Raw genomic sequence first — 25,727 nt, forward strand, 5'->3', positions numbered from 1 at the left:
GTGTTATCTGGCGACGAAATGAACAGCTTCAGTCTCCCTCTGCCACGGGCGTGAGGACGCAAAGCAGAACGATCAACCCGGTCCTTCACTGCCTGCGGCCAGCAGCGGAACCACCACATCGCTGATGGGGGTGGGAATGCCATGTTTGCGGCCATAGCGCTGCACCACGCCGTTACGGATATCCCACTCCAGCGGGCGGTTCGCCTGGCGGTCGGCGAGAATGGATGTGCCCAAATCAGCCGGCGCACGATGAAAACCGTCAACAATCTCCCGGGCAACGTCATCGTCGAGCACGGCGCCTTCCGCCCGCGCCACGGTCAGACATTCGCGCAGGTACGCCAGCGCCAGCGCGGTGATATCCTCGCGCGAGAACATGCCGGCGCGGCGATTGGCGAGCACCATCAGACCGGCGACCGCATTTTGCAACAGCTTGCGCCAGGCGATAGAGGTAAAATCCGCTGACAATTCCACCGTGCAGCGTGTGTCGCGAAGCGCTTTCACCACCCGTGCTGCCTGCGGCACATCCGGCAGCGTCAGGCGCGGTCTGGCGCGCAACCAGACTGAGGCATCAGGCTCTCGCTGCGCCGGGAACCAGACGACGGACGGCAGCACGGTTGCGCCGTTAACCAGCGGCGCCAGCTGGCTTTTCTGCTCGACGCCATTTTGCAGCGCGCATACAACGGTGTTCTCATCGCATAAGCTGGCCAGCCAACCAGCACTGTCTGCGACCTGGGTGGTTTTTACCGCCACAAACAGCAGATCGAACGGCTTGTCCAGTGCTGCCGGATCGTTCAATACCGGGCCGGGCACCACAATTTCCCCCTCATCGTGGCGCAGAATTAACTGTTGGTGCGCGGTACGCCCGCACAAAACGGGCGCGCGGCCCACTTCATGCAGTGCCGCCGCGATAGTGGTGCCGATAGCCCCCGGGCCAAGCAGCGCAATTGTCGGAAAATCAGACATGGTGAGTTCTCCTGATGTGGTTAACCAATCATTACCGTGCCGGTCGCAATTACCGTGCACGCCAGCACTTTTCTTAGCGTTAAGGTTTCGCCGAGGAACAGATAACCCAGTAGCGCGGCAAACAGGACGCTGGTTTCACGCAGCGCGGAGACAGCCCCCATTGGCGCGGTCGCCATCGCAAAAATAATGATGCCGTAAGCCAGCAGCGAAACCAGCCCGCCGGTGGCCGCCCGCACTACGCCTGGCCGCCAGCGCAGTAAACTTTTGGCGTCGCGAAGCCCGATATAGAGCGCGGGCATCAGCGCGCCCCATAACGCGCTCATCCACACGGTATAGGCGATGGCATTACCCGCAATGCGCACGCCAATGCCATCCACCACGCTATAGGCGGCGATAAATGCGCCAGTGGCCAGCGAATATTTCAGACCCGGTAGCGCCAGTCGGCGGCGTTGCAGGGCAAGCAGCAGAATACCGCCTGAAATCAGCGCAATGCCAGCCAGCGCGTTCAGGGCCATTTTTTCCCCGGCAAACAGTGCCGCCGCCGAGGTCACCATCAGCGGCGAAGAGCCGCGCGCAATCGGGTAGGTTTGGCCGAGATCGCCGCTCTGATAACTGCGCACCAGACACAGGTTATAGCCGACATGCAGCACCGCTGACAGCAGCGCATATTTCCAGCTGGCATACGCCGGCAGTGGTAAAAACGGCGCCACGACAATGCAGGTGAGGGCTATCGTCGCGCACATGATGGTCATCGACCACAACCGATCCGTGCCGCCGCGTAAGAGCGTATTCCAGCTGGCATGGAGCAGCGCGGCGAATAATGTCAGCAAAACAAGGTAAGTGGGCATGTATCGATGCTAATCAGCCCACGCCTGGATGAAAAGTGAAGTGTCATCACACCGGCATGAGTAAATACTCATGCTTAGCGATAGCTAAGCTGCGCCTGCTGTGACTCTGCTAACAGCCAGCTGCGGAATGTCACAATGTGCGGTTGTGTTTCGATCCCCTGCGGGCAGACAAAATAGTAGGCGGCGGGCGACGGAAAAGGCAGGTCAAAAAGCCGCACCAGTGAGCCATCGGCAATCTCTTTTTCAACGTGCCCACTGCGCGCCAGCGCAATGCCCTGGCCCAGTAACGCGGCTTCAATGGTCATATTGGTATCGGCGAAACGCACGTTTTCGTGCAGCACGTCGGTATTAACGCCAACCTGCTTAAACCAGGCATCCCATTTTGGAACCAGATCGGCGCCATCGCGCGTCAGCAGCGGGTAGCGCAGCAGTTCGGCCGGTTCATCCGGTGTGCCAAAACGCTGCAAAAGCGCCGGGCTGGCAACCGGAAAAAGCTGCTCGCGGAACATAAATTCCGTGTGCAGCGCCGGATAATTCCCGTGACCAAAGCGGATCGCCACATCGGCATCGGTGCTGGCGAAATTAATCGCCTGATCGGTGCTCTCCAGCGTCACCAGAATTTCCGGGTGTAAGCGCGCCAGACCCGGCAAGCGCGGGAGCAACCATTTCAGCGCAAAAGAGTAAGTGGTGTTGACGCGCAGTCGCACCCGGCCTTTTTGCTCACGCAAATCCGCCAGCGTGGTTTCCAGTTTGCTAAAAAATTCACGCACCAGCGGCGCGAGCGCGGCACCGGCTGGCGTCAGGCTGAGGGTCTTTCCGCGCTGAAACAGCGGCAATCCCCAGATTTCCTCCAGGTTTTTCAACTGGTGGCTGACGGCACTTTGCGTTATACACAGCTCGGCCGCCGCCGCGGTAAAGGTGGTGTGGCGGGTTGCCACTTCAAATGCGCGCAGCGTCGCAGTGGGGGGAAGATCACGCATCATACGGTTCCTGTTAATGAGCTAATGCTCATAACACCCTATGCCGAAACCGTGGTGAAAGCTACGTGAAGGGAACAATAAACTGCCGCGATTCAGAGCAGGGTAACGGTGTTGTCTAACCAGCCGGGAAGATGTTCCCGATACCAGCTAAGATAGCGCGGAAGATCGGCTTTCTGCCGCGCAGCAAGTAACGTGACCACTTCGGTGACAATCCACGCTTTGGCGATAGCAATCTCCCGACCGAGTTCACGCGCTGTTGCATGCGCCGAAAGAGGGCAGTAGCGTTCGGCAAGCGCCTGAAAGGCGTCGGTTGTGCCCATCCCTTTTATCAGCGGCGCGAGGTCAATCGCCGGGCTTCCCGTGGAAAAGCGTTCCCAGTCGAAAAGCACCCGCTCGCCGTTATCCCGTCGTCCCCAGTTACCCGCATTGCTGTCGCCGGAAAGTAAACCCGCATGGCGAAAGAGCACCTCGCTGGATTGCTGGAAACGGCGCAGTTGTTGCGAAGCCTGTTCCGGCAATGCCAGCAGCGACAGCGATTTTTCCAGTGCGGAAACTGACCATGTATGCGTGTGATAGCGCCATGACGCATCGGGCGGAAAGCGATGCAAGCGAGCCAGCATGGCTAACGTCTCATCACCTGCCACGGCATCCTGAGAAACCGGGTGGGGAATATACTCAAGCCTGAGTAGACGCCGCGCAGGATCGGCGAATAGCAGCTTTGGCGAGGCAATCTTTGCCGCGTTGAGCCGATGCGCCGCATGTTGATAGAAAGCATACTCGACGTCACTGACCGGATATTTTTCAATGACGCGCTGGCCTTGCTCATCAGCAAAAAGCGCCACGTTTGCGGCGCCCATTTTTGATAAATCCTGAACTGACATCCCTTTTCCTGTGCGCACGGGGCGAGCGTTTCAGTGTAGCCTGGATTGGCGGCGACACTGGTTGAAAGGGCGTGGTTATTCCTGCGTCGCCTGCTCCTGGGCATGCAGGCGAAACTGTCTTGGCGTTAATTGATAGTGCTCGCGAAACGCGCGGCAGAATGTTGATTGCTGCTGATAACCCAGGTGCAGCGCAATATCAGTAATAGAGCGATGGGTTTCGCGCAATAAGGTTTTTGCCATCGCCATTCGCCGGTAACGGATATACACCCCTGGCGACATCCCGGCGATTTGTTTAAAGCCTCGCTGGAAATGCCAGGCCGAATAACCGGATTTTTTCGCTAACACACCAAGCGGTAAAGGCTCGGCAATATTGCTCTCTATCCACAGGAGAATATCCTGGATGGTTAAGCTCATCAGATATAACGATGACTTTTTTCTCATTTCAGTACCTGCTTTTAATGCGCAGCGTTGGGGAGGCCGTTTTATTTCCTCCCCAAACGCAAAAGCGTCACGCGTCACTCTCTTTGCGGGCGCATGTCAGATTATCCGCATCAGCAATCTTCAATAATTACGTAGACGGCATTAAGCGGCCCGTGGACGCCGACGACTTTTATCAGCTCAATATCGGCCGTCGAACTTGGTCCGGCGATAAGATTGATACACGAGGGAAGGGGGGCGCCTTCCTGCACCCGCTCGCGCAAAACGTGCGCCAGTTGCGTGACGCCATACAGCAATCTGCTCTTATAGATAACGAACAACGTTGTGGTGGGAAGCAGGCTGATAGCGCGCCCCTGGAACGGGGAGGAAAAGAGCACCACACCGCCGGTTTCGCACAGACCATACTCGGCGTAGACCACACCAATACTGGCTTGTGCTGCGCGACGCAGATTCTCTTCTCCACCCGCTGCGTCCCAGCAATGTGCTGGAAACGCGTTCTGCAAATGCGCGGTAATGCCGACATTCGCAAGCCGGGCGTCGCCGCTAATCAGCAGCGGACCGCCGCCGTACTGGTTACAGATCCGTTCGGCAAGGTGGGGAATTTTCGCCAGCGGAGCCACTTCGCAGTGGGCCTGCATCACCGTGGTCGCATATTCGATAAAACTGTCGCAGGGGTGCTGCTGGATCTGGCCGGCATAGCGGCTGGTCAGCGGCGCGTGTCCGGTAAACTCCAGCGGTTGCGGTGTTTGACGCGGTTCGCAACCGAGCCGTCCGGCAATTTTTTGCATAAACGCATTGCGGTTTTCCATCAGCCTTGCTCCCTGTTTTTATGCTGTTTTTGGTGTTTTTTAAACCAGCTACGGAAACTCTCGCCATCGGCATCGGGCAGATCGCGGGCCTCCGTCCACTTGCCAATGGCTGAGATCGTAAAGGGCATCTTGCCGTTGCGGATCATCAGTTGGGCTGCCCGTGCGCCAGCGACCATGCCTACCTTCCACAGCCGTGGATGGCGGTTGGCGTAATTGAACAGGTGTACGGTGTGCCTTTCCATCGCGGGTGTTCTTCCGCTTTCCGCCAGCGTGCGGCGGTGCTCAAGGATCAGTGACGACAGCGGAATGCGCACCGGGCAGACATCATCGCAGGCGGTGCATAGTGAGCAGGCATAGGGCAGGTTTTTGAAATCGTCATAGCCGCCGAGCAATGGCGTGAGCACAGCGCCTACCGGGCCGGGATAAATCGAGCCGTAACCGTGTCCGCCAATATGACGGTAGGCGGGGCAGGTATTCATGCAGGCGCCGCAGCGTATGCAGCGCAGGATGTCCTGGAAAGGCGAGCCCAGCACCTGCGAGCGGCCATTGTCGACAATAACCAAATGGAACGATTCCGGCCCGTCGCTTTCCATGCTGCCTTTCGCGCCGGTAAGCCAGGTGTTATATCCCGTCAGACGGGCGCCAACCGCGTTGCGCGCCAGCATGGTCAGGATGATATCCAGCTCCGCGAAGGTCGGCACCACGCGCTCCATGCCCATCACGGCAATATGCGTTTTCGGCACCGTGGTACACAGCCGGGCATTGCCTTCATTGCTCACCAGGCTGAGCGTGCCGGTTTCCGCGACCGCAAAGTTGCACCCGGTGATGCCGATGTCGGCGCTGAGGAAATCTTCGCGGATCTTCTGGCGAATAAAGCGCGTCATGGCTTCCGGGGTTTCGGGGCCGTTATAACCCAGCTTTTCGCGCAACACTTGCTGAATTTGATGGCGATCCCGATGAATGGCCGGAACCACCACGTGCGAGGGGGCATCTTTGGCGAGCTGCAGAATATACTCGCCCAGATCCGTTTCCACCACCTCCATGCCTGCCGCTTCGAGCGCGGCGTTCATACCAATCTCTTCGGTCACCATCGACTTCGATTTAACGATTTTGCGCGCCTGTTTTTCCCGGGCAACCTGCAAAATATAGCGTGTGGCATCTTCACGCGTATCGGCAAAAAAGACGTGACCGCCATTCGCGCTGACCTTTTCGCTTAACTGGTAAAGATAGGCATCCAGATTGTCGAGAACATGGGCGCGAATTTCAGCGGCGCGGGAACGCCAGTCGGGCCAGTTTTCCAGTTCATCGACCATTTTCTGCCGATTAATGCCAATTCGATCCTGCGCATTCGCCACCGCATGGCGCATCACCGGATCGTCAATTTGCTGTTGTACCCGGTCATAAAAAGGAATATTGCTGGTTTTTAGCGACATAGTGTTTCCTTAGCGGCTCATCAGCACATCAGCGATATGCAGCACGCGCAAATTCTGGCCTTCACGCTGTAAACGCCCGCCAATATTCAGCAGGCAACTGGCGTCCGCGCCGATCAGGTAATCCGGTCTGGCTTGCATAATATGCGCGACCTTTTCTTTCACCATCTCGCCTGAAATTTCGGCCATTTTGACCGAAAACGTACCGCCAAAACCGCAGCAGGTTTCCTGGGCGTTAAACGGCACAATTTCCAGATCGCGCACCGCACGCAGCAGTATGAGCGGTTCATCACGCACGCCGAGCTTGCGAAACAGGCTGCACGAGGGGTGATAGACCGCCCGTCCTGGCAGGCGCGCGCCGACGTCGGTTACGCCAAGCTGGTTAACGATAAAGGAGGTCAGATCAACCATGCGGCTGGCCACCTTTGCGGCGCGCATCGCCCACTCAGGTTCATCGACCAGCCAGTCGGCATAGTGGCGAATCGCGTTCATGCAGGAACCGGCAGGCGAGATAATCGGGTAGTCGTTGATTTCCAGCGCCGCAATCTGCGCTTTCATGCCCGGCAAGGCGTCACGAATGTAGCCACTATTAATTGCCGGCTGACCGCAGCAGCCCTGTTTTTCAGGAAACTGAACATGGCAGCCTAACTGTTCGAGTAGCAGGACACTGTTTCGCGCCATGCGTGATTTAAGCGCGTCCCCAATGCAGGTAACAAAGAAATTTACGTTCATATTATTTAGCTTCCAGCGAAGATAACGGCATAACGTTATTTTTCATTTCAGGCAGGCGTTGAGGCGTGTGTGCTTGCCTGTTTCATCGTCTCTTTAGCGCGCCACGCGCAGCCCGCCGGTGACGCCGCGGCTTAATACGATTTGCCAGAGCTGGATATTTCTGGCGCGAAACGCTCCCGCGCAGGCGGTGAGGTAATAATTGAACATGCGGTGAAATTGCGTGGAGTAATTGCCTGCTATTTGCGGCCAGGCCTGATTAAAACGGCGATGCCAGGCCATTAATGTTTTATCGTAATCGGCGCCGAAATTATGCACATCTTCAATAACAAAATAGGGTTCGCTGGCTTCAGCAATCTGTTTTAAGGAGGGCAGGCAGCCATTAGGAAAAATGTATTTATTGATCCAGGCATCGACATTATGCAGGCTCTTATTCGAACCGATGGAGTGCAGTAAAAAGAGACCATCCGGCTTCAGGCAGCGATCCACGGCGCTAAAATAGGTTGCATAGTTTTTCGGGCCGACATGTTCGAACATGCCGACGGAGACGATGCGGTCATAGCGTTTATCCAGATCGCGGTAATCCTGCAACAGGATGCGAATATCCAGCCCTTCGCTGTGGCTTTCGGCGTAGGCTTTTTGCTCTGCCGAAATAGTGATGCCTTCGACACTGACACCGTAATGGCGCGCCGCATATTCCGCTAAACCACCCCAGCCGCAGCCAATATCCAGCAGCGTCATGCCAGGTTTAAGCTGCAGTTTTTCACAGATCAGCGCGAGCTTATCTTCCTGCGCGGCACAGAGTTCATCGGCGTTTTTCCAGTAACCGCAGGAGTACTGCATATGGGGATCGAGCATGCGGCTAAACAGATCGTTACCAAGATCATAATGCACTTCGCCCACTTGCCAGGCGCGGCGACGGGACTGCGGGTTGACGAGACGCGCTGCGGCAATGCGCATCAGGTCGGCGAAACGCGCCGGGCGCTGCTCATCAAGCCTGGCGCGCAGCAGCTTGTCAAAAAACGCATCAAGCTGTTTGCAATCCCACCAGCCCTCCATATAACTTTCACCGAGCCCGAGTGAACCCTGCTGCAATACGCGCTTAAAAAAACGCGTGTCATGCACGCGGATATCCCAGGGTTCGGGGCCGTTAATCCTGATGCCTGCCTGCGACAGCAGTTCCTGGACGATCCGCAGCCAGTGGCCGGGTTTACTGATCACCTCGACGGTACATTCGTTAGCCATCATCTTTCCTTCAACGTAGCGTGCGCTCAGCCGGTAATTCCCCCGTTATTCACTGCCCGTCAGTGCGAAAAAGGCTTATCGCTCAGGCAGCTGGCTGGTAAATTGTTCACAACGGGTGAAACAGAGTTATGACCCGTTCATTATTCAGGAAACCCGTTTTGCCTGCGCTGTGCTATCAAGACAAACTTCATCGAATAGAGGTCAGGTTGTTATGTGCTCTAAGCTTGTGTTGCCGCCTCGTCAGCCCATTAGCGGCCAGCCCGCGCCGGTGCTGATGGCCTTGCCTCGCCCGGTGTACTTTCGCAGTTACCCTTTACGGGGCGATACAGGCGTGGACATGCATGAGCATCCTTTCGCGGAGTTTCTCTATGCGCGCGAGGGCAGTATGCGGGTGGAAATTGAAGGGAAGACGCTGGTGGTGCCCGTGCTCTACGGTGTCTGGATCCCGGCTCGTGTGCCGCACCGTCTTCTTGCCGTCAGCGACGTATTGCTGGAAAGCCTGTATGTGGAGGCCGATTTTGCCACCATCCCCTTTAGCGGCAGTAAGGTGGTGGTGGTGAGTGATTTTGTGCGTGAGTATATTCACTACGCCACGCAAAACGTGCCGGAAAAGTATGAGGATGCAGGTGATGACGCGCAGCTGGTGCAGGTGCTGATTTCCCTGCTCAGACACTTACCCGATGCCGGATTATCGGTCTCCTGGCCGGTATCGCCGTTGCTGACAAGAGTTTGCAGCCAGATCCAGAAAACGCCCGGTGACGCGCACAGCATTGAACAGTGGGCCTCCTGTAGCGGTATGTCGGTGCGCACGTTTTCGCGCCGTTTCAAAAAGGAGACTGGCGTGGCGTTCAGCGAATGGAAAAAACGGGTGCGCTTGCTGGAATCCGTGGTGATGTTAAAAAACAAACGCAGCGTTACCCAGGTGGCGCTTGAACTGGGTTATTCAAGCCCGGCCTCGTTTACCTTTGCGTTTCGCGCCATGTTCGGCGTGCCGCCAACGCGCTATTAATTTGAGACCACGCTTATTCAGCAGCACGCCCGCCGGGCCTTAATCATACTGCCGCGCTTTGCGATCGCCGGAAAAAAGGCGGCGTAGCCACCAGGTCAGAAGGGCCAGCAAGGCTATGGCGCCAAGTACGGCAAACGCCACGCTCCAGGAATACTTTGCTGCAATCGTTCCCGCCATCGCGGGGCTGAATGCGGCGCCGATGCCCTGCAACAACATGATAAAGCTCTGCCCGGCGTTGGTATGCCCACTGCCTTCCAGCAATTTAACGATATAACCGGGTACCGCCACGCCCAGCAGCCCTGCGCCCACGCCATCGAGTATCTGAACCGGGATCATAAAAAGCGGCCCGGCCGAGAGGCTGGCAAGCGCCGCGCGCAGCGGCAGAACCAGTAACGCTGCCGTGATCAGCAGCGGGTAACCATATCTCCCCGCCCTGGCGGCGGCGAATAAGGCGACGGGAATCATCACCAGCTGCGAAATAATGACCGTCGCCGCCGCATACACCCCGGCGCTCATTTCCCCGCCGGGTGCGGAGGCTACCCGCATACTGAGCATTGGCAGCAGCGCAGCGTTAGCCAGATGAAACAGCATCAGCGTCACGCCAGTCGCGATGAGGGCAGGGTGAGTGATAATCGCCAGCAGGCGGGGGGCTGTCGCCGGATCGTCGTCGTGACGAAGACCCCGCGCGGCGCGGTTATCAATGTCGTTATTGCGAACAGCAAACACCGCGAGCGTTGCGCATATTGCCATGCCGGTCATCAGAATAAAGACGGCATCAGTGCCGAAGTACCACACCAGAATGCCCGCCAGTATCGCGGCGCTCATATTTCCGCCATGGTTAAACGCCTCGTTTCTGCCCATCTGCTGGTTAAACCCTGACGGGCCGGTTAAGCCAAGCGTAATACCCATTAGCAGCGGCGCGATAAAAGCGGCGGCGATGCCGGTGACAAGCTGTGAAAAACCGACAACAAAAATCGTCGGATACGCCCAGAGTAACAGCGTGGCGGCGGTGATCAGCAAACCGCAGGCGACGAGGAGCCCTCGCTTATGCCGCGTGGCGTCAGCGACCAGCCCGGAAGGCAGCGTCGCCATCAGGCCCGCCAGACCACTGGCCGTCATCATCCAGCCAATGTTGTCGGCTTTCCAGTGATGTTCAGTGAGAAAGATCCCCAAAAAGGGGCCAAGACCGTCCCTGACATCCGCCATGAAAAAGTTCACTAAACAGAGTGCCTGTAGCGAGCGTAACGACATAGAACCCCTTTTTATGTGCATGCTGCGTTCCTGAAGTCCCGGTTTTCCGCATCCTGAAATTGCAGCGGATGGCAGACAAAACAGATGCCTTCGCGAGCACCTGCGAGGAGGGATAATAATCGGCTTTCACGTCAATTGTGTGATACCTATTTGTAACATTCTGTCGTGCAGGCGAAGGGAATGATAAATGGCGGTCGAAGGCAAAAGTGCGGTAAGTCTGCATCATCACTGTGGCTGACGATGCAGACAGTGTTTAACGGCTATGCCAATAAAATCACGCCCCAGACCACGGCGACCATCAGCAGCGCCGTGGTCTGGGCTGCACTGCCCATATCCTTTGCGTTTTTAGAAAGCGGGTGGTGTTCCAGTGAAATACGATCGACCACCGCTTCGATGGCAGAATTGAGTAGCTCCACTAGCAGGCTGATCAAGCACACGACCAGCAGCAGCGCTCGTTCAACCCCACTGACGTTGACAACCAAAGCGCTAACCATCAGCACACTATGTAAAACAAGAAGCTGGCGGAACGCCGCCTCGCCGTACACGGCGGTAAGAAAACCGTCGCGCGAATAAATCAGCGTACTGAAGATCCGCGCGATGCCGGTTTTGCCATGGGAATATTTGCCGGTCGCGCCGGGGCCTGACGATTGCATATGCATCTCCTGAAAAATGATGGGCTTGCGCAGTATGCAAAAAGAGATGTCAGGAAATTGTCAAAACCTTACCGGAAACAGCAACCTGTCGAAACATCGCCGTGACGGGCTAATGCGCGGGCTGCATATCCAGCGTAAAACGGCACCCTTTATCTGAGCTTTCGACCGTCATACGCCAGCCAAGATGCTCCACGATGCGTTGCACAATCGATAAACCGAGCCCTTCGCCATTTTGCTGCGTGCCGGAGTGAAAGCGCTGAAAATGGCGCGGATCGATACTCGACGGCAGGCCGGGGCCGGTGTCAGAAATGGTCAGGGTCACGCCATGCAGCGCCAGACGAATTTCGCCCTCTGCGGTGTACTGGCAGGCATTGCGCAGCAGGTTCCAGAAAACGCTGCGCGCCAGCTCAGCATTGGTCGGTATGTGGATCTGCTCCGCGGCGTCAAGTATCAGTGCGACGGGCTTTTTTGCCAGCCAGGGGTGGCAGCGCGCGATGCACTCTTCGAGTAAAGGGCGAAGCGCAACCTCGCTGCGGGGCAGGGTTTGCGGATCGCGCGAAAGCAGCAACAGGCACGTCAACTGGCGTTGCATCTCCTGGGTGGTGCGCACGATCCGCTCCGCGCCAGGTACCAGATGGCTGTCGGCAGGTAACTGGTGCACGATCGTTTCTGCCGCACCGCCAATGATCGCCAGCGGTGTGCGCAATTCATGACTGGCATCGCCGACAAAGCAGCGCTCACGCTGGAGAAAACGCTCCAGCTCATCGCTGTGCCGGGCAAACGCGCGCGCCAGCACGCCGATTTCATCACTCGCGTCCTGGAAAGGTAACGGCTTTTGATTGCGCTCGACGGCATTGGCCAGCCGTGTGATGGGAACAGTAACGCGAGCCGATGTTAACCGACCAATCCAGAAAGCGCCCAGCACGCACAACAGCATGATAAGCGGCGCGAAACCGTCAATCATCCACTCCAGCCAGGCGTAACGATGACCATCCTGGAGCAGGTAGTAGCGCTGGTTATGACGTGTAAATACCAGCAAGTGCTGTTCGTCAGGTGCTTTCAGCCGGTGGTAGCCTGGCGTGTAGTGACGCAGCGTATCGGGCGCGGTCTGCGCGTTGTAGAGCTGGCTACCTTGCGGCATGGCGGGGAGGATGCCGCTGGCAATCGCCTCTTCAAGCCGGGGGGCTTCGTCGCGCAGGCTTTCCGCCATCGCCCAGGCGCGGAGTTCGTCGTAGTCGAGTTGCTCGGCCACGACCACAAACGCCATGACGGCGACCATCAGCAGCACAAACGAAACGGTAATGCGCGTATTGAGCGTCATCTGCTGGTAAAGGGATTTCATAATGGATGCGCTGCCCCTGATGATTATTCTGCGCAAGCCCCCCCCGGGCTTGTGCAGGCGTAAACCGATGCCATGAACCGTTTCTATCAGTGCAGATGTGAAGTTTTTGTCAACCCGCTGGCGCAAGTCATGAATATGGGTGCGCAGTGCGCCGCTTTCCGGCGGTTCGTCGCCCCAGAGCAGATACTCCATCTCCTGCTTTTTGACGACGCCGGGTGCGGCACGCATCAGACTCAGCAACAATTTGTGGGTGGTGGGCGTCAAATTGATGGTCTGGCCTTGCCGCCATGCCTGCGGCGCACGGGTATCCACCAGCAGATCTTCCCAGCTTAGCGTGCCTTGCACCTGCCGCCCCTGAGCGCGGCGCACCAGCGCCTGGATACGTGCGTCCAGCTCTTTAAGGGAAAAAGGTTTTACCAGGTAATCGTCCGCGCCCAGCGCCAAGCCCTGCACGCGGTCATCTACCGGGTCGCGCGCGGTCAGCATGAGCACCGGCACCGGGTTCTGGTATTCGTGGCGAAGTTTGCTGCACAGTGTCATGCCATCCAGACGCGGCAGCATCAGATCCAACAGGATGGCATCGTAGTCATTCTGCGTGGCCATACGCAGGCCGGTGGCACCATCACGCGCATCATCCAGCACGTAGCCCAGCGGCTCAAAGAAGTCGTACAGGTTAGCCACCAACTCAGGGTTATCTTCGATAATGAGCAGGCGAGTCATAGAAAACCGGCATTGTGAAAAAGGAGCCGGCTACCTTAACAACTTCCTGACACCAGGGCGTTGATACTGCGCACATTTCTAACCCATTGAGAATTGCGCATGTTTCAACGTCTGTCGTCGTTTCGGTTCAACCCGGTGCAACTGACCTGGGTCGCCGCTCTGTTCTTCACCACCTTTGGCAACATTGCGCTGTGGCAAACGCTGTGGTCCAAAAATGAGATCAACAGTCTGCACAATTTGCTGTTTGTTATCAGCCTGCCGGTTTTCCTGTTCTGCTTTTTTAATGTGTTGCTGACACCGGTCATGATATTGCCGTACTTGCGTAAGCCCCTGCTGGCGGCGCTGGTCGTTATCAGCGCCAGTTGCAGCTATTTTATGCTGCGCTACAACGTGCTTATCGACCGCAGTATGGTGCAAAATTTCTTTGAAACGAATCAGGCTGAACTTACTTCGTATCTTTCTGTTCCGCTGGTGCTTACCCTGCTTTTTTTAGGCGTGTTACCTGCGGCGGCGATGGTGTCGCTGCCCGGCAAAAAAATCGGCCGTCCCTTACAACACCTGTTCTGGTGGCTCTGCCATCTGGTGGTGACGTTAACGCTGTTTGCCGCCGTGACGCTGGCGTTCTACAAGGATTACGCTTCGCTGCTGCGCAACAATATGCAGATAAAAGACCAGGCGCTGCCGTTTAACATTGTCCGCAATACCAATGGTTACCTGAAACGGAAGTACAGCGTGAAATCGCAGCCGTTGCGCACGGTGGCGGAAGATGCCACGCGGACGGCGGCGGGCGAGCGGCCAAAACTGGTGATTGTTGTGGTCGGGGAAACCGCACGGGCGCAGAACTTCCAGCTTAATGGGTATGCGCGCCCGACTAACCCGATGCTGTCGCAGCGCGAGGACATCATCAGCTTTCAACATGTCTCATCCTGTGGCACGGCGACGGCCATTTCGCTACCGTGCATGTTTTCGCGTATGACGCGTTCGCAGTACAACGACGTGCGCGCCGCAACGGAAGAGAACCTGCTCGATATTTTGCAACGCACCGGCATCCATATTCTCTGGCGTAACAATAACAACGGCGGTTGCAAAGGCATCTGCGAGCGCGTGCCCACCGATGATATGCCCGCGCAGAACATTGCCGGCCTCTGCGTCCATAAAGATGGCACCTGTTATGACGAGGTGCTGTTGCACCAGATCACGACGCGAATCGATGCCATGGCAGGGGACGCACTCATTGTGCTGCACCAGATTGGCAGCCATGGACCAACCTACTTCGAACGTTACCCGCCGGAGGCCAAAATGTTCAGCCCTACTTGTGATAGCAATCAGATTGAGAAGTGCAGTAACGACGCGCTGATGAATACGTACGACAATACGCTGGTCTATACCGACCGGATGCTGAATAAAACCATCAAGGTGTTGCAAGGCTATGCAGCACAGCGCGACGTGGCGATGATTTACGTTTCCGACCACGGGGAGTCGTTGGGCGAGCGGGGGATGTACCTGCACGGCACGCCTTACATGATTGCGCCCGATGAGCAAACGCATGTCCCGCTGGTGATGTGGCTTTCCCCCGTGTTTGCCCGGCATTCAGGACTTAATCTCGCTTGTCTGCGCAGCAATGCGGATAGCACCCGCTATAGCCATGACAATCTCTATCACTCGATTCTCGGGCTGTTTACTGTGCGAAGCCACGTTTATCAGCCCGGACTGGATATCTTTGCCGGGTGTCGAAACGCGATGCCGCGTCAATAACGCGGCTGCCAGCACGGTTGATTAACAGAGGTAGAACGGCTGCTCGTCTGGTTGTTGGAAAATCCGGCCCGCTGCGGTGTGTTGCCAGCACATTTACCGCAGCGGGTGACGCCAGTTCGTCTCTTTCTGCTCTTTTTGGGATATAGTAGAAAACTCTCTTTTTGTAACAGGTGGCACTGGCAATGGCTTTGATCCCCAAAAACTACGCGCGGCTGGAAAGCGGTTATCGTGAGAAAGCACTTAAAATTTATCCGTGGGTGTGTGGACGCTGTTCACGCGAATTTGTTTATTCCAATCTGCGCGAATTAACGGTTCACCATATCGATCACGACCATACCAATAACCCCGAAGATGGCAGCAACTGGGAGTTGTTGTGTCTGTTTTGCCATGACCACGAACACTCGAAGTACACGGAGGCCGATCAGTACGGAACAACCGTGGTGGCGGGCGAAGACGCGCAGAAAGATGTTGGCGCCGCAACCTATAACCCGTTTGCCGATTTAAAATCGCTGCTGAACAAGAAAAAATAGTGCCAGCCACGTTTGCTTCTGCCGGCAAAAATCAGCGCTGTGCAGGTCGGTAATCTGTCGTCAGGCGTTGCTGTAAATACGTGCGCTTAACAGGTTTTGCCCGCAAGTTCAGATAAGGATCTCCATGATTAATGTCAGCAAGCCTCTTCTGGCACCGCCTCTTCAGGTCGGAGACACCATCGGTTTTTTCTCTTCATCCGCACCGGTAACCACCACGGCACCCCATCGGTTTAGCCGTGGAAAACGCTTCCTGGAGGAGAAAGGGTTTCATCTTAAAGCCGGTCGGCTGACCGGCAAGTCTGATTTCTATCGCTCCGGCACGATTGCGGAGCGAGCGCAGGAGTTCAACGAACTGATTCGCGATCCGCAAATTCGCTGTGTGATGTCGACAATCGGGGGGAATAACAGTAACGCCTTGCTACCGTTTATTGATTATGACGCCCTGAAAGCAGACCCTAAAATCATCATCGGTTATTCAGACACCACCGCGTTACTGGCGGGGATTTATGCGCAAACGGGGTTAATTACCTTTTATGGCCCGGCGCTGGTTGCTTCTTTTGGTGAATTTCCGCCTCTGGTTGATGAAACCTATCGCGCTTTTAGTGAAATACTTTGCACCGGGCATCAAGGTTTCTACGACTATGTTTTACCGGAAAAATGGACGGATGAACGGCTTAACTGGAATGATCCCGCGCCGGTACGGGCTAAAACACTGTATGCGAATAACTGCCGGTTCATCGGGCAGGGGGTAGAAAAAGGGCGCGTTATTGGCGGTAACCTTAATACCTTATCGGGGATCTGGGGGAGCGAATGGATGCCTGAAATCCGATCCGGTGACATTCTGTTCATTGAAGATAGCCTAAAAGACATAGCCACGGTTGAACGTTCATTCGTAATGCTGAAACTCAACGGCGTGTTTAAAAAAGTGCGTGCGATTATTCTTGGCAAACATGAATTATTCGATAACGCGGGAAGCGGCCGCACGCCTTACGATGTATTGCGGGAAGTGTTAGGTGATGAAAACGTTCCGATCGTTGATGGATTCGATTGTTGCCACACGCATCCGATGCTGACACTGCCCCTTGGTGTGACACTCAGTATTGATTTTGACAATCACAAGGTTTCCATCGTCGAACCCTGGTTGTCAGAGAAGCAATAAGCCGCCACCTGTTTATGACGGCGCCGCGAACCGTGCCCGCCGCAACAGGAGGGCACGTACCGTATAGCGTAATCGTCAGAACGATTCCCAGTCAGTGCTGTGACCGGTCGACGTTGCCGGCTTCAGATCAACTTTGCGGTGTTTCGCCGCTGGCGTGTATTTGGGCTTAGCGGTATCGGAACGCAGTTTGAACACGGAAACCAGTTGCGCCAGCTGTTCAGCCTGTTGCTCCAGTGATGAGGAAGCCGCAGACGACTCCTGAACCAGCGCGGCATTCTGCTGCGTTGTGGAATCCAGCTCGGTGACCGCTTTACCAATCTGATCGATACCTCTGCTCTGTTCTTCCGACGCACTGGAGATTTCGTTCATAATGCCACTGACATTTGTGACAGAAGAGACAATCTGCTCCATCGTCGTCCCGGCTTTGTTGGCCATTTCTGAACCGGTCACCACACGTTGTACGGACTCTTTTATCAGACTTTCGATCTCTTTAGCGGCCTGAGCGCTGCGCGATGCAAGGCTTCTGACTTCTCCCGCCACCACGGCAAAACCGCGCCCCTGTTCACCTGCGCGCGCCGCCTCAACGGCTGCGTTAAGCGCAAGGATGTTGGTCTGGAAAGAGATCCCATTGATGACGCTGATAATATCGGTGATCTTGTTTGAGCTTTCGGTGATGGTCTCCATCGTGCTGACGACATCCCAGACAATTTTCCCACCGGAACGCGCATGTTCCGCCGCCAGCCCGGCGAGCTGGCTGGCTTCACGCGCATTGTCGGCATTACGCTTAACCGTTGAGGTCAACTCTTCCATGCTTGCCGCCGTTTCAACGACGGCGGCAGACTGCTGTTCTGTGCGGGAGGCCAGATCCGTATTGCCTGCTGAAATGTCCGAAGAGGCATTAGCCACATGAACGACCGACTCTTTTATTTGGGTGATCATTTCGCGAAGCTTATCGTTCATCACACCCATGGCCAGTGTCAGGCGACCCAGTTCATCTTTTGACTGCGGCTCAATGGTGGCGGTCAGATCACCTTCGGCAATACGTTCAGCCAGCGTCAGGTTGTGTTTTATCTGCCGCGTCATTTGCCGCGTAAGCAGCCAGGCGACCAGTAATCCCGTCAGGACGGCGCAAAGGGCAACCACCCCCATAATGATCATGACCCGCTGAATGATATCGATATTTTTCTGCGTCTGGCCTGTCACTAAATCCGAGGTAACGGTATTAATTTTTTCGGCAACGCCGGTCAGTTCCGTCGCCGCCTTCTGCGACTCTTTTAACGCAGCGGCATACGCCGTGACGTGCCCCTGCAGGCCGCTAAGAAATGCCTGCGCCATCGCTTTGTCTTCAGGGGTAAACGCCGCATTTTCAGCATGAAGCAGTTTCGTCGCTTCATCATATTGGCGGGCAAAAATGTCCACTCCTTGCTTACCCGCGGATGACTGGATTTCATACGCCGTCGCCCAAATCGTATTGAGGCGATTCAGCAATGCTATCTCGTTTTGGGTGGTGGTTTCCTGCTGCTCAAGGCGGGTACTGAATTGATCGAGCAGGGTTTTCATATCAGCCGATGTCAGGTTTTTGGACTGCTCTACGGTCACTTTTTCCAGCTTAACAAACGTGTCCCGGTGCGTGGCGTAATCAGGGATAGTGCTGCGCAGTTCATCAAACAACACGCGGGCGTCATCGTCCCAGGTGTAGTCCAGACCCGTAATCGCTTTCTGATCCATGTTGGCAATGGCGACTTTGTTCGCCTCAAGGGATTTTTCATCGTGGTTTAATTGGTACGTCAAACGGTTACGCCGTGCGGTATTTAACTCCGTACTGATTTCATTGATGAGTTTTCCTTTCAGGGCATGGTCGCGGATATTGCTGGATTGCTGAATGCTGATAAGTGAGGACAGAACAATGATAATTATCAAAACTGCAAATCCACCAAACAGCTTGGCAGCGACGGGCAGGTTTTTTATTGACGGTAACAGCTTTGGCATAGAGGTATCCTCAATAATAATTCTTAATATTCAAAAGACGGTTTCATTTTCACTTCTTATCAGGTTGCAGGTGTCTTCACGCCTTAATAGGACGCTGGAAATAGGGCTTATCAAATTACTTATCGACAATTGCCGCACTTTTTTTAATGAAAAAAAGAAAAGATTACCGGCGGAGGATATATTTTAAATAAATGAAAGATATTGCATGATGAATACTGGAAAAGCAGTGGGCTTTTATTCGGTTATCGTTGTAATCATGAGTCAGCAAAGATTTCTCATTGCGATATGTCCGCAGAGAGGGGATATATTATATGCGCCGCAATTTATATTGACATGCTTGCAGAATTGCCAGTTAGCATGGTGTTAATTAGCGTTCTATGTTATTTGGTGATAGCGGTAAATTAAAAGTGTGCAGGTGCTCAATAGTTATTAGTCGGGCAAGATATTTCTCAATGCCGCTTTTCTGGTTCTGCCAAAACAGACCGCCTGTTTTGCGCCAGCGTGGTCATTCCTGGCGAAATACAGGCAATAAAAAACCCGCACCAGGCGGGTTTTTTCGTCTCAGTCGTGCTTAGCTGCTCAGGCTGTTCGCCTTCATCGCTGTTGTAAGCGCCGCTGATAAAGGGCGGGGCTTACAGCGCGGTAACGTTACCTGCGGCCGGGCCTTTCGCGCCACTTTCGATGGTGAAGGAGACTTTCTGACCTTCATCCAGGGTTTTGTAGTTGTCGCTCTGGATAGCGGAGAAGTGAACAAACACATCTTTGCTGCCATCGTCCGGAGTGATAAAGCCAAAACCTTTATCAGAGTTGAACCATTTTACTAAACCAGTCATTTTATTAGACATAGATATTTCCTTAATTAATGAGCCACGAAGTGCGGCGATAATGGCCTGTGATTATAGAGTAACTTATTTGGCACTTAGGAGGAGGCTCACGAAGAAGGGTATCTTTGGATAACTCTTGAACTGAGGACTGCTTTACTAAAACTGCTTTCATAAGGTCTGTATTCCAAACCGATGGCGCTATTAAGACATAGCGAGTTCGATTTGGCAATGTTTATGTTTTTTTATTTTAACCACTTACACGCCCGGATGGCTGCATGGCTGTCTGTTTTGCTTGCCTGTCAGTACTTTCTCAAGCCGGTTATTTCGCAGAGCGTTAGCAAAATTGCGTTGCCAGTTCGCTTATCTTGCAACACAAAAAGGCCACCGCAAGGTGGCCCCGGTCATCACTTCCTCGGTTTACCTGCGTCCGCGCGTTTCTCACGAACCCTGCCGTTATTGTTGCGATCGCGAGGTTGTGTGCCACCACCAGGTTTAGGTACGACGACGTCTGGATTAAGTGGTCTTCTGTCAGCCATGTTTTCGTCCCCAAAGAATGGCAAAAGTGCCATCGACGGTGATACGCCTCGCGTGTTTGCTTTGCAACGCGGATCGGACTACAAATTGCGCAGCATCAAGTTTATCCTCGTATCGGCACAGGCCTTCGAACCAGTCATATGGCTCCGGTCATGCAGACCGGAAAGCAGGGCATTAAACGAAGCGGACTTGATACTGGCTACCGTGACAGACTTTTTCTCAGAACAGAATGAGGCCGTTATGGATCTGACAACGCATTTTACAGCGGTTGATGGTCTTTTTTATCGCGCGATTGATCCGGCTTATCGGCGTTTTGCGTTAGCCGGCTCCCGAGCGCCGGGGCGCTATTCGGACAGCCAGCAACCGACGCTGTATCTGAGTTCATCGCCTGCAGGCGTAGAGGCAGCGATGCAATCCCACCGCGACAACAGAAATGCCAGCCTGGAAATAGTTAAAGTCAGGGTTATCGCGAATAACATTTTTGATCTCCGCGATGCGGATGCCGTGCTGGCTGCGGGCATTCACCTTCACGATGCGATTGCGCCATGGCAGGACATTGTGAAGGAGGGCGGCGTTCCCGGCTCGTGGGGTGTGCGTAATCGTCTGGAATCACTCGGCTTTAATGGCTTAATCGACCCTTCCCGTAAAGCACCCGGGCTCTGGCATCTGGTACTTTTTGCCTGGAATAACGACAGCCAATGTCATGTCACTCTTCTTGAATAAAGCACGGGCTGACATAACGCACCGGATAAAAGTCACTCCGCTCTCTCTGCGACACTTACCCCCGTTCAGGAAGCCAAAAGCGCAACGCAGGTGATAGAAAGCACCCGGCGCGGTTATGGGTAATTGCGTCGTGCTGTTGTCTGGCAATTTTCTTTTCTTGCGAAACACGTTCACATTCCCTTCTTGTTGGCGGGCTATTTTCACCTCTGGTGACGTTTTTTTAACCACAAACGCGGAGAACAGCAAGAGAAGAGTAACCAGCACATGGTTTGCCACTGCTTTTATGGTCTGCACTTTTTCTGTCAGTGCTGCAACAGAGTGCGATATCAAACCGCCACCGTTACAAAGGGATAGCCCGCCTGTACCTGGCCCGGCACCGCTGGTTTATGGTGTCGTTCAGCAAACGACCACGCCGGTCGATGCATTAAACAATGTGGTTAAAACTCTGCCGGCGCTGGAAAATGGCAAGCGTTATGAAGTCCGGCTGGAAGTGAGGGAACTGGCGCCCGTTCCCGCGCCGCCCGTTCCCCCCGCACCCTAGTTAACGCCTGTTCAGCCCCTTTCCGGGGCTTTTACACCAACATATCCGGTTTTTGTCGGCCTGTTTATACCTCATACTTTGGGTTCATTTAAGGATCGCAAACCCCTGTCAAAAAGCGTTGTTACCACGATAAAAAATACCGGCACGAAGAAAACCGCGAATAAGGTGGCGCTGATCATGCCGCCGAACACCCCAATACCGATGGCATTCTGCGTGCTGGCGCTGGCACCGCTGGCGAGTATCAGGGGAACAACGCCCAGCGTGAAAGCTAACGAGGTCATCAAAATCGGACGAAGCCGTTGTCGGGACGCCTGTAACGTTGCTTCCAGGGTGCTCATGCCCTGGCGGCGTAGCTGACGGGCAAATTCGACAATCAAAATGGCGTTTTTGGCTGAAAGACCAATCAGGGTAATCAAGCCCACTTTGAAAAAGACATCGTTGGTCATACTGGCCGAGCTGACAGCAATAAGCGCGCCGATAAGCCCCAACGGCACGGCCAGCATCACGGAAACGGGAATTGACCAGCTCTCATACAGTGCCGCCAGCACCAGAAATACCACCAGCACAGAGAGGAGGATTAACCCTGGCAACTGGGAAGCCGAGGCCTTTTCCTGCAATGAACTGCCTGCCCACTCGCCGGTAAATCCAGGTGGCAATGCCTTTGCCAGCTGTTCCATGGTTTTCATCGCATCACCACTGGCGTGACCCTGGGCCGCGCTGCCGGTGATGCGAATGGCCGGATATCCCTGATAGCGATTGAGTTGCTGCGGGGCCTGTCGCCACGACGAGGTGACAAAAGCGGAAAGCGGCACCATTTCGCCCAGTCTGTTTTTGACGGCTATTGTTAACAGCGTTTCAGGCTGCATTCTGTAAGCTGCATCGGCCTGCACAATGACCTGCTGGACACGGCCAGCATTGGTGTAGTCATTGACATAGTTTGAACCCGAGGTGACAGAAATGGCCTGATTGATCTCCTCAAACGATACGCCTAACGCTTGCGCTTTTTCCCGGTCGATGTTCAGGGAAATAGAGGCTCCCTCCGGTAACCCATCGATATAGACATCCGCAAGGTTCGCACTGTTGTTTGCCTGTAAAACCAGTTTGTCTGCGGCCTGTTTCAGCGCCTCGTAGCCTTTGCCCGCTCTGTCTTCAACATAAAAGGTGAACCCGGAAGAGGTGCCCATATCGGAAATAGCGGGCGGCAGCAGGCTCATGGTTACTGCGTCGGGTACGGACTGCATTTTTGACTGGATACGCTCGGCTTCATCCTGGGCGGAGATGCCTTTGCGGGATGACCACGCTTTTAACGTTGTAAAGGCCAGTGCGGAGTTTTGCCCCGAACCTGAAAAACCGAATCCGAGGATCATAATATTGCTTTCAATGGCTTGCCTTGAGGCTACTTCATCTTCATAGCGTTTCACCACCGCGAGAGTGCGCTGCATGGTGGCCTCGGAAGGGAGCTGAATGGAGGACATAAAATATCCCTGATCCTCTTCGGGCAAAAAAGAGGATGGCAGCGTGATTAACCCCATCACCAGGGCCGCGCACAGCGCGGCATAAAGCAGCATCATCCGCCCGGTTCGCTTTACCACATACCCCAGACCCGACACATAACGCGAAGAGAGCAGGTGAAAATAACGGTTAAACCCGGCGGCGAATCGTCCCGCTGATGACGCGTTTTTCTGCTGCGGTTTCAGCAGGGTGGCACAGAGCGCAGGGGTGAGCGTTAAGGCTAAAAACGCGGAGAACAGGATCGATACCGCCATCGACACTGTGAACTGGCGGTAAATCACCCCGACCGAACCACTGGCAAATGCCATCGGGATAAACACGGCGGTGAGCACCAGCGTAATGCCAATAATCGCCGGTGTGATTTCCCGCATCGCTTCGCGTGTCGCCTCGTGCGGAGATAGCCCTTTTTCTGCCATCAGCCGCTCAACGTTCTCGACGACGACAATCGCGTCATCGACGATGATGCCAATGGCGGGCACCATGCCAAACATGGTCAGAATATTGATGGAATAGCCGCTTAACAGCATGACAGTGAATGTCCCGAGAAGCGCCACCGGGACGACAATAGCCGGGATGAGCGTGCAACGGATGTTGTGCAGGAAGATCAGCATCACCAGAAAAACCAGCACCATTGCTTCGCCTAACGTTTGTACCACTTTGATGATCGAGGCTTTTACAAAAGGGGCAGTGTCGAACGGAACGGTAAACGCCATGCCCTCAGGCAGCGTGGTGCTCAGCTCTGCCAGTCGCTGGTGAATTCCCGCGGCGGTGCTGATGGCATTCGCGCCCGGCGAAAGCTGAATGGCTGCTGCCGTCGCCGGAACGCCATTTTCCCGGATGCCATAGGTATAACTCTGTAGCCCTGACTCCACGCGCGCAATATCACCCAGCCTCAGACGAGCGCCGTCAGTGGTCGCTTTAAGCGTGATATCGTTAAACTCCGCAACAGAGGTGAGTTGCCCCTTCACCGTTAACGGATAAGTGACGTCCTGCCCCGGCAGCGCCGGTTCGTCTCCCGATCTGCCGGGTGATACCAGCACATTCTGTTGGCTCACCGCGCTGATGACGTCGCTGGCTGAAAGCTGGTAATGGTGCATTTTGACCGGGTCAAGCCAGATGCGCATGGCTTTTTCGCCACCGAACAGCTGGACTTTCCCCACGCCCGGCACGCGGCGAAGCGCATCGCTGATGTTTCTGGCGAAATAATCACTCAGATCGGCCTCCTGATAGGCTCCCGTGGTGGATTTCAGACCGACCATCAGCAGAAAACCAGACTCGGCCGCTTCAACGCTGACACCGTTTTGCCTCACCGCTTGTGGCAGACGTGGCTCCACCGTTTTTATCTTATTTTGCACATCCATCTGCGCGAGTTTGCTGTCCGTTCCGGGTTTAAACGTTACGGTGATAGAGGTCATCCCGGTGGTGTCGCTGGTGGACTCGAAATAGAGCAAATTGTCCACCCCCGTGATCTCGCGCTCAATAAGTGAAACTACCGAGGTATTCATCATCTCAGGTGATGCGCCAGGAAAACTGACCGAAATAATAATACTCGGCGGCGCGACCGCCGGGTATTGCGCGACCGGAAGATGGGGGATGGATAAACACCCACTCAATATAATGAACAGTGCAACAACCCAGGCAAAGACAGGCCGGTCAATAAAAAACTGTGGCATCAATTAATTTCCGAACAAGTAAGGCGAGATAAGTAAACTCAAGGTTTCTGCTGCGGTGATAATGTCCCGCTATCAACATCATCCGTCCTGACGCGTTTACCTATATCTTTAAGTTGTGAAAACTTTTCCAGAAGTTGCGGTGCATCATCAAGGCTGGTGGCAAACATCCACATATATGTCATGACCGAATAAATATGTCCGGCATTCACCCCCTGGGTTGATGTCATTACTATGATGGTCAGGGTAAAGAGCAGGGCGATCAGGGCACCGATCGCGAGGTATCCCAGTGCTTCACGATCGGAAAGGCTGATTCGCAAGCGGGCAAGCGATGAATAATGGCGATTAAGCGAGAGTGTGGAAGCTTTATGAACATAGTCCACCTCCTTTTCCAGTCGGTTATTTAGCCGGTTAAACAGCACCTCATTTTTACGGGTATAACCTTTAAGAAAGCACGACAGAATAATGACGATAACCACACACATCATCCCGGCGTGAAACTCAATAATGAGCAGCATAATCGCGGCGCCAAAAAGGGAAATCAGCGAGGTCATCAGCATCGGCAAATGCATTTCAAAGAAATCAACAAATTCACGGGATAACACCACCCGCGCGGCGATGGTTGAGTGATTAAGCTGATATTTACGCTGAGCAATAATCACCGATACGGCAAGGCCGGCATAAATGCGCGCAAACGTGCGCGTATCGACACTGCGCCGGGTTGCCCCGAGGATCCAGATAAACAGGATCATCAGCCCATACAGCGCAGCGGTGAGGGCATTCCCCGCCAGGATCGCGTTGATAGCGATGCCTGCCAGCACGGGATACAATAAATAGGTCACGTTTTCCGCAATCACCAGCAAAAAAGTCACCGAGAGCTTTTTCCCGTTTTTTACGGCCAAATGTTTTAATGTCCTTTTCACATTTTCAGCAGAGGACGGTGGGGTTTTATTTATCGATGTCATTATAAAAAATTATCTGCCCGGTCTGGATGAACAATCCTGGCTTGCCGTTATGCTTAATCACCCATGCGCTTTCATTGCGAGCCGATTAAGATATGCGCCTGGATTACACGGCGTTTATGCAGTATATCGTTTGGATGTTTACGCAGGATGCATGTTTTATGGAGGCTATATGGAGGTGGCTAACTCCTCTGCAATGTAAAGGTGTCGGATTTTCTGGCTACTTGTCA

22 protein-coding genes are annotated in these 25,727 nt (G+C 54.6%); 6 read left to right on the forward strand and 16 right to left on the reverse strand.

Translation table 11 applies throughout. From position 1 onward, the window contains the following. Nucleotides 1-72: 72 nt before the first annotated feature. The 9 genes from BN2591_RS23960 to cfa all read right to left on the reverse strand — a co-directional run bounded on the left by BN2591_RS23960 (nt 73) and on the right by cfa (nt 8,323). Nucleotides 73-963, reverse strand: coding sequence for an oxidoreductase (locus BN2591_RS23960; RefSeq protein ID WP_086874208.1), 891 nt, complete (start codon nt 961-963; stop codon nt 73-75). A gap of 20 nt (nt 964-983) precedes the next feature. Further along, a complete protein-coding gene (locus tag BN2591_RS23965) occupies nt 984-1,811 on the reverse strand; it encodes a DMT family transporter (RefSeq protein ID WP_086874209.1) in 828 nt (275 codons plus the stop codon). 74 nt (nt 1,812-1,885) lie between these two features. After that, nucleotides 1,886-2,791: a transcriptional regulator GcvA gene (gene gcvA / locus BN2591_RS23970; RefSeq protein ID WP_086874210.1), complete on the reverse strand. Its 906-nt coding sequence runs from the start codon at nt 2,789-2,791 to the stop codon at nt 1,886-1,888. Nucleotides 2,792-2,883: 92 nt separating this feature from the next. Next, nucleotides 2,884-3,672, reverse strand: a complete 789-nt coding sequence (locus BN2591_RS23975; protein ID WP_086874211.1) for a phosphotransferase family protein — start codon at nt 3,670-3,672, stop codon at nt 2,884-2,886. A gap of 75 nt (nt 3,673-3,747) precedes the next feature. After that, nucleotides 3,748-4,113, reverse strand: a complete 366-nt coding sequence (locus tag BN2591_RS23980; protein WP_086874212.1) for a helix-turn-helix transcriptional regulator — start codon at nt 4,111-4,113, stop codon at nt 3,748-3,750. A 110-nt stretch (nt 4,114-4,223) separates the two neighbouring features. After that, entirely contained in the window at nt 4,224-4,919 is a 696-nt protein-coding gene (locus tag BN2591_RS23985; protein ID WP_086874213.1) for a LutC/YkgG family protein, read from the reverse strand. Next, a complete protein-coding gene (locus BN2591_RS23990; RefSeq protein WP_086874214.1) occupies nt 4,919-6,352 on the reverse strand; it encodes a LutB/LldF family L-lactate oxidation iron-sulfur protein in 1,434 nt (477 codons plus the stop codon). Before BN2591_RS23990 ends, BN2591_RS23985 begins: the two co-directional genes overlap by 1 nt. 9 nt (nt 6,353-6,361) lie before the next feature. Beyond that, nucleotides 6,362-7,081 carry a (Fe-S)-binding protein gene (locus BN2591_RS23995; protein WP_086874215.1) on the reverse strand — a complete coding sequence of 240 codons (720 nt, stop codon included), beginning with the start codon at nt 7,079-7,081 and terminating at the stop codon, nt 6,362-6,364. A 93-nt stretch (nt 7,082-7,174) separates the two neighbouring features. Beyond that, a complete protein-coding gene (gene cfa / locus BN2591_RS24000; RefSeq protein ID WP_086874216.1) occupies nt 7,175-8,323 on the reverse strand; it encodes a cyclopropane fatty acyl phospholipid synthase in 1,149 nt (382 codons plus the stop codon). Nucleotides 8,324-8,534: 211 nt separating this feature from the next. Between cfa and BN2591_RS24005 the strand changes: the two genes are divergently transcribed. Then, a complete protein-coding gene (locus BN2591_RS24005; protein WP_086874217.1) occupies nt 8,535-9,332 on the forward strand; it encodes a helix-turn-helix domain-containing protein in 798 nt (265 codons plus the stop codon). Nucleotides 9,333-9,371: 39 nt separating this feature from the next. On the opposite strand, the gene BN2591_RS24010 is transcribed toward BN2591_RS24005, so the two are convergent. From BN2591_RS24010 to BN2591_RS24850, 3 genes are all read right to left on the reverse strand, one after another. After that, complete coding sequence (locus BN2591_RS24010) at nt 9,372-10,583, reverse strand: MFS transporter (RefSeq protein WP_086874218.1); 1,212 nt, start codon at nt 10,581-10,583, stop codon at nt 9,372-9,374. Between the two features lie 260 nt (nt 10,584-10,843). Then, nucleotides 10,844-11,236 carry a diacylglycerol kinase gene (locus BN2591_RS24015; protein WP_086874219.1) on the reverse strand — a complete coding sequence of 131 codons (393 nt, stop codon included), beginning with the start codon at nt 11,234-11,236 and terminating at the stop codon, nt 10,844-10,846. A 109-nt stretch (nt 11,237-11,345) separates the two neighbouring features. Further along, the gene (locus BN2591_RS24850) at nt 11,346-13,298 is read right to left on the reverse strand and encodes a response regulator (RefSeq protein ID WP_244173060.1); all 1,953 of its coding nucleotides are present in this window, start codon (nt 13,296-13,298) and stop codon (nt 11,346-11,348) included. Nucleotides 13,299-13,397: 99 nt separating this feature from the next. Between BN2591_RS24850 and BN2591_RS24030 the strand changes: the two genes are divergently transcribed. From BN2591_RS24030 to BN2591_RS24040, 3 genes are all read left to right on the forward strand, one after another. Continuing rightward, nucleotides 13,398-15,053, forward strand: coding sequence for a phosphoethanolamine transferase (locus tag BN2591_RS24030; protein ID WP_086874220.1), 1,656 nt, complete (start codon nt 13,398-13,400; stop codon nt 15,051-15,053). A 182-nt stretch (nt 15,054-15,235) separates the two neighbouring features. After that, the gene (yajD, locus tag BN2591_RS24035; protein WP_086874221.1) at nt 15,236-15,583 is read left to right on the forward strand and encodes an HNH nuclease YajD; all 348 of its coding nucleotides are present in this window, start codon (nt 15,236-15,238) and stop codon (nt 15,581-15,583) included. A gap of 124 nt (nt 15,584-15,707) precedes the next feature. Continuing rightward, nucleotides 15,708-16,742 carry a S66 family peptidase gene (locus BN2591_RS24040; protein WP_086874222.1) on the forward strand — a complete coding sequence of 345 codons (1,035 nt, stop codon included), beginning with the start codon at nt 15,708-15,710 and terminating at the stop codon, nt 16,740-16,742. Between the two features lie 75 nt (nt 16,743-16,817). On the opposite strand, the gene BN2591_RS24045 is transcribed toward BN2591_RS24040, so the two are convergent. Both BN2591_RS24045 and cspE read right to left on the reverse strand, forming a co-directional pair. Beyond that, nucleotides 16,818-18,731, reverse strand: a complete 1,914-nt coding sequence (locus BN2591_RS24045) for a methyl-accepting chemotaxis protein (protein ID WP_086874223.1) — start codon at nt 18,729-18,731, stop codon at nt 16,818-16,820. A gap of 632 nt (nt 18,732-19,363) precedes the next feature. Next, nucleotides 19,364-19,576 carry a transcription antiterminator/RNA stability regulator CspE gene (gene cspE / locus BN2591_RS24050; RefSeq protein WP_086874224.1) on the reverse strand — a complete coding sequence of 71 codons (213 nt, stop codon included), beginning with the start codon at nt 19,574-19,576 and terminating at the stop codon, nt 19,364-19,366. A gap of 753 nt (nt 19,577-20,329) precedes the next feature. Here cspE and BN2591_RS24055 point away from each other — a divergent pair. Both BN2591_RS24055 and BN2591_RS24445 read left to right on the forward strand, forming a co-directional pair. After that, nucleotides 20,330-20,812, forward strand: a complete 483-nt coding sequence (locus BN2591_RS24055; RefSeq protein ID WP_086874225.1) for an RES family NAD+ phosphorylase — start codon at nt 20,330-20,332, stop codon at nt 20,810-20,812. 115 nt (nt 20,813-20,927) lie between these two features. Next, the gene (locus BN2591_RS24445; protein WP_143468288.1) at nt 20,928-21,353 is read left to right on the forward strand and encodes a hypothetical protein; all 426 of its coding nucleotides are present in this window, start codon (nt 20,928-20,930) and stop codon (nt 21,351-21,353) included. Nucleotides 21,354-21,424: 71 nt separating this feature from the next. On the opposite strand, the gene BN2591_RS24065 is transcribed toward BN2591_RS24445, so the two are convergent. Both BN2591_RS24065 and BN2591_RS24070 read right to left on the reverse strand, forming a co-directional pair. Next, entirely contained in the window at nt 21,425-24,538 is a 3,114-nt protein-coding gene (locus BN2591_RS24065; RefSeq protein WP_086874227.1) for a multidrug efflux RND transporter permease subunit, read from the reverse strand. A gap of 38 nt (nt 24,539-24,576) precedes the next feature. Continuing rightward, a complete protein-coding gene (locus tag BN2591_RS24070; RefSeq protein ID WP_086874228.1) occupies nt 24,577-25,500 on the reverse strand; it encodes an ABC transporter six-transmembrane domain-containing protein in 924 nt (307 codons plus the stop codon). Nucleotides 25,501-25,727: the final 227 nt, after the last annotated feature.

Origin of the sequence: Kosakonia pseudosacchari (assembly GCF_900184035.1) — a bacterium.
GTDB lineage: Bacteria > Pseudomonadota > Gammaproteobacteria > Enterobacterales > Enterobacteriaceae > Kosakonia > Kosakonia pseudosacchari.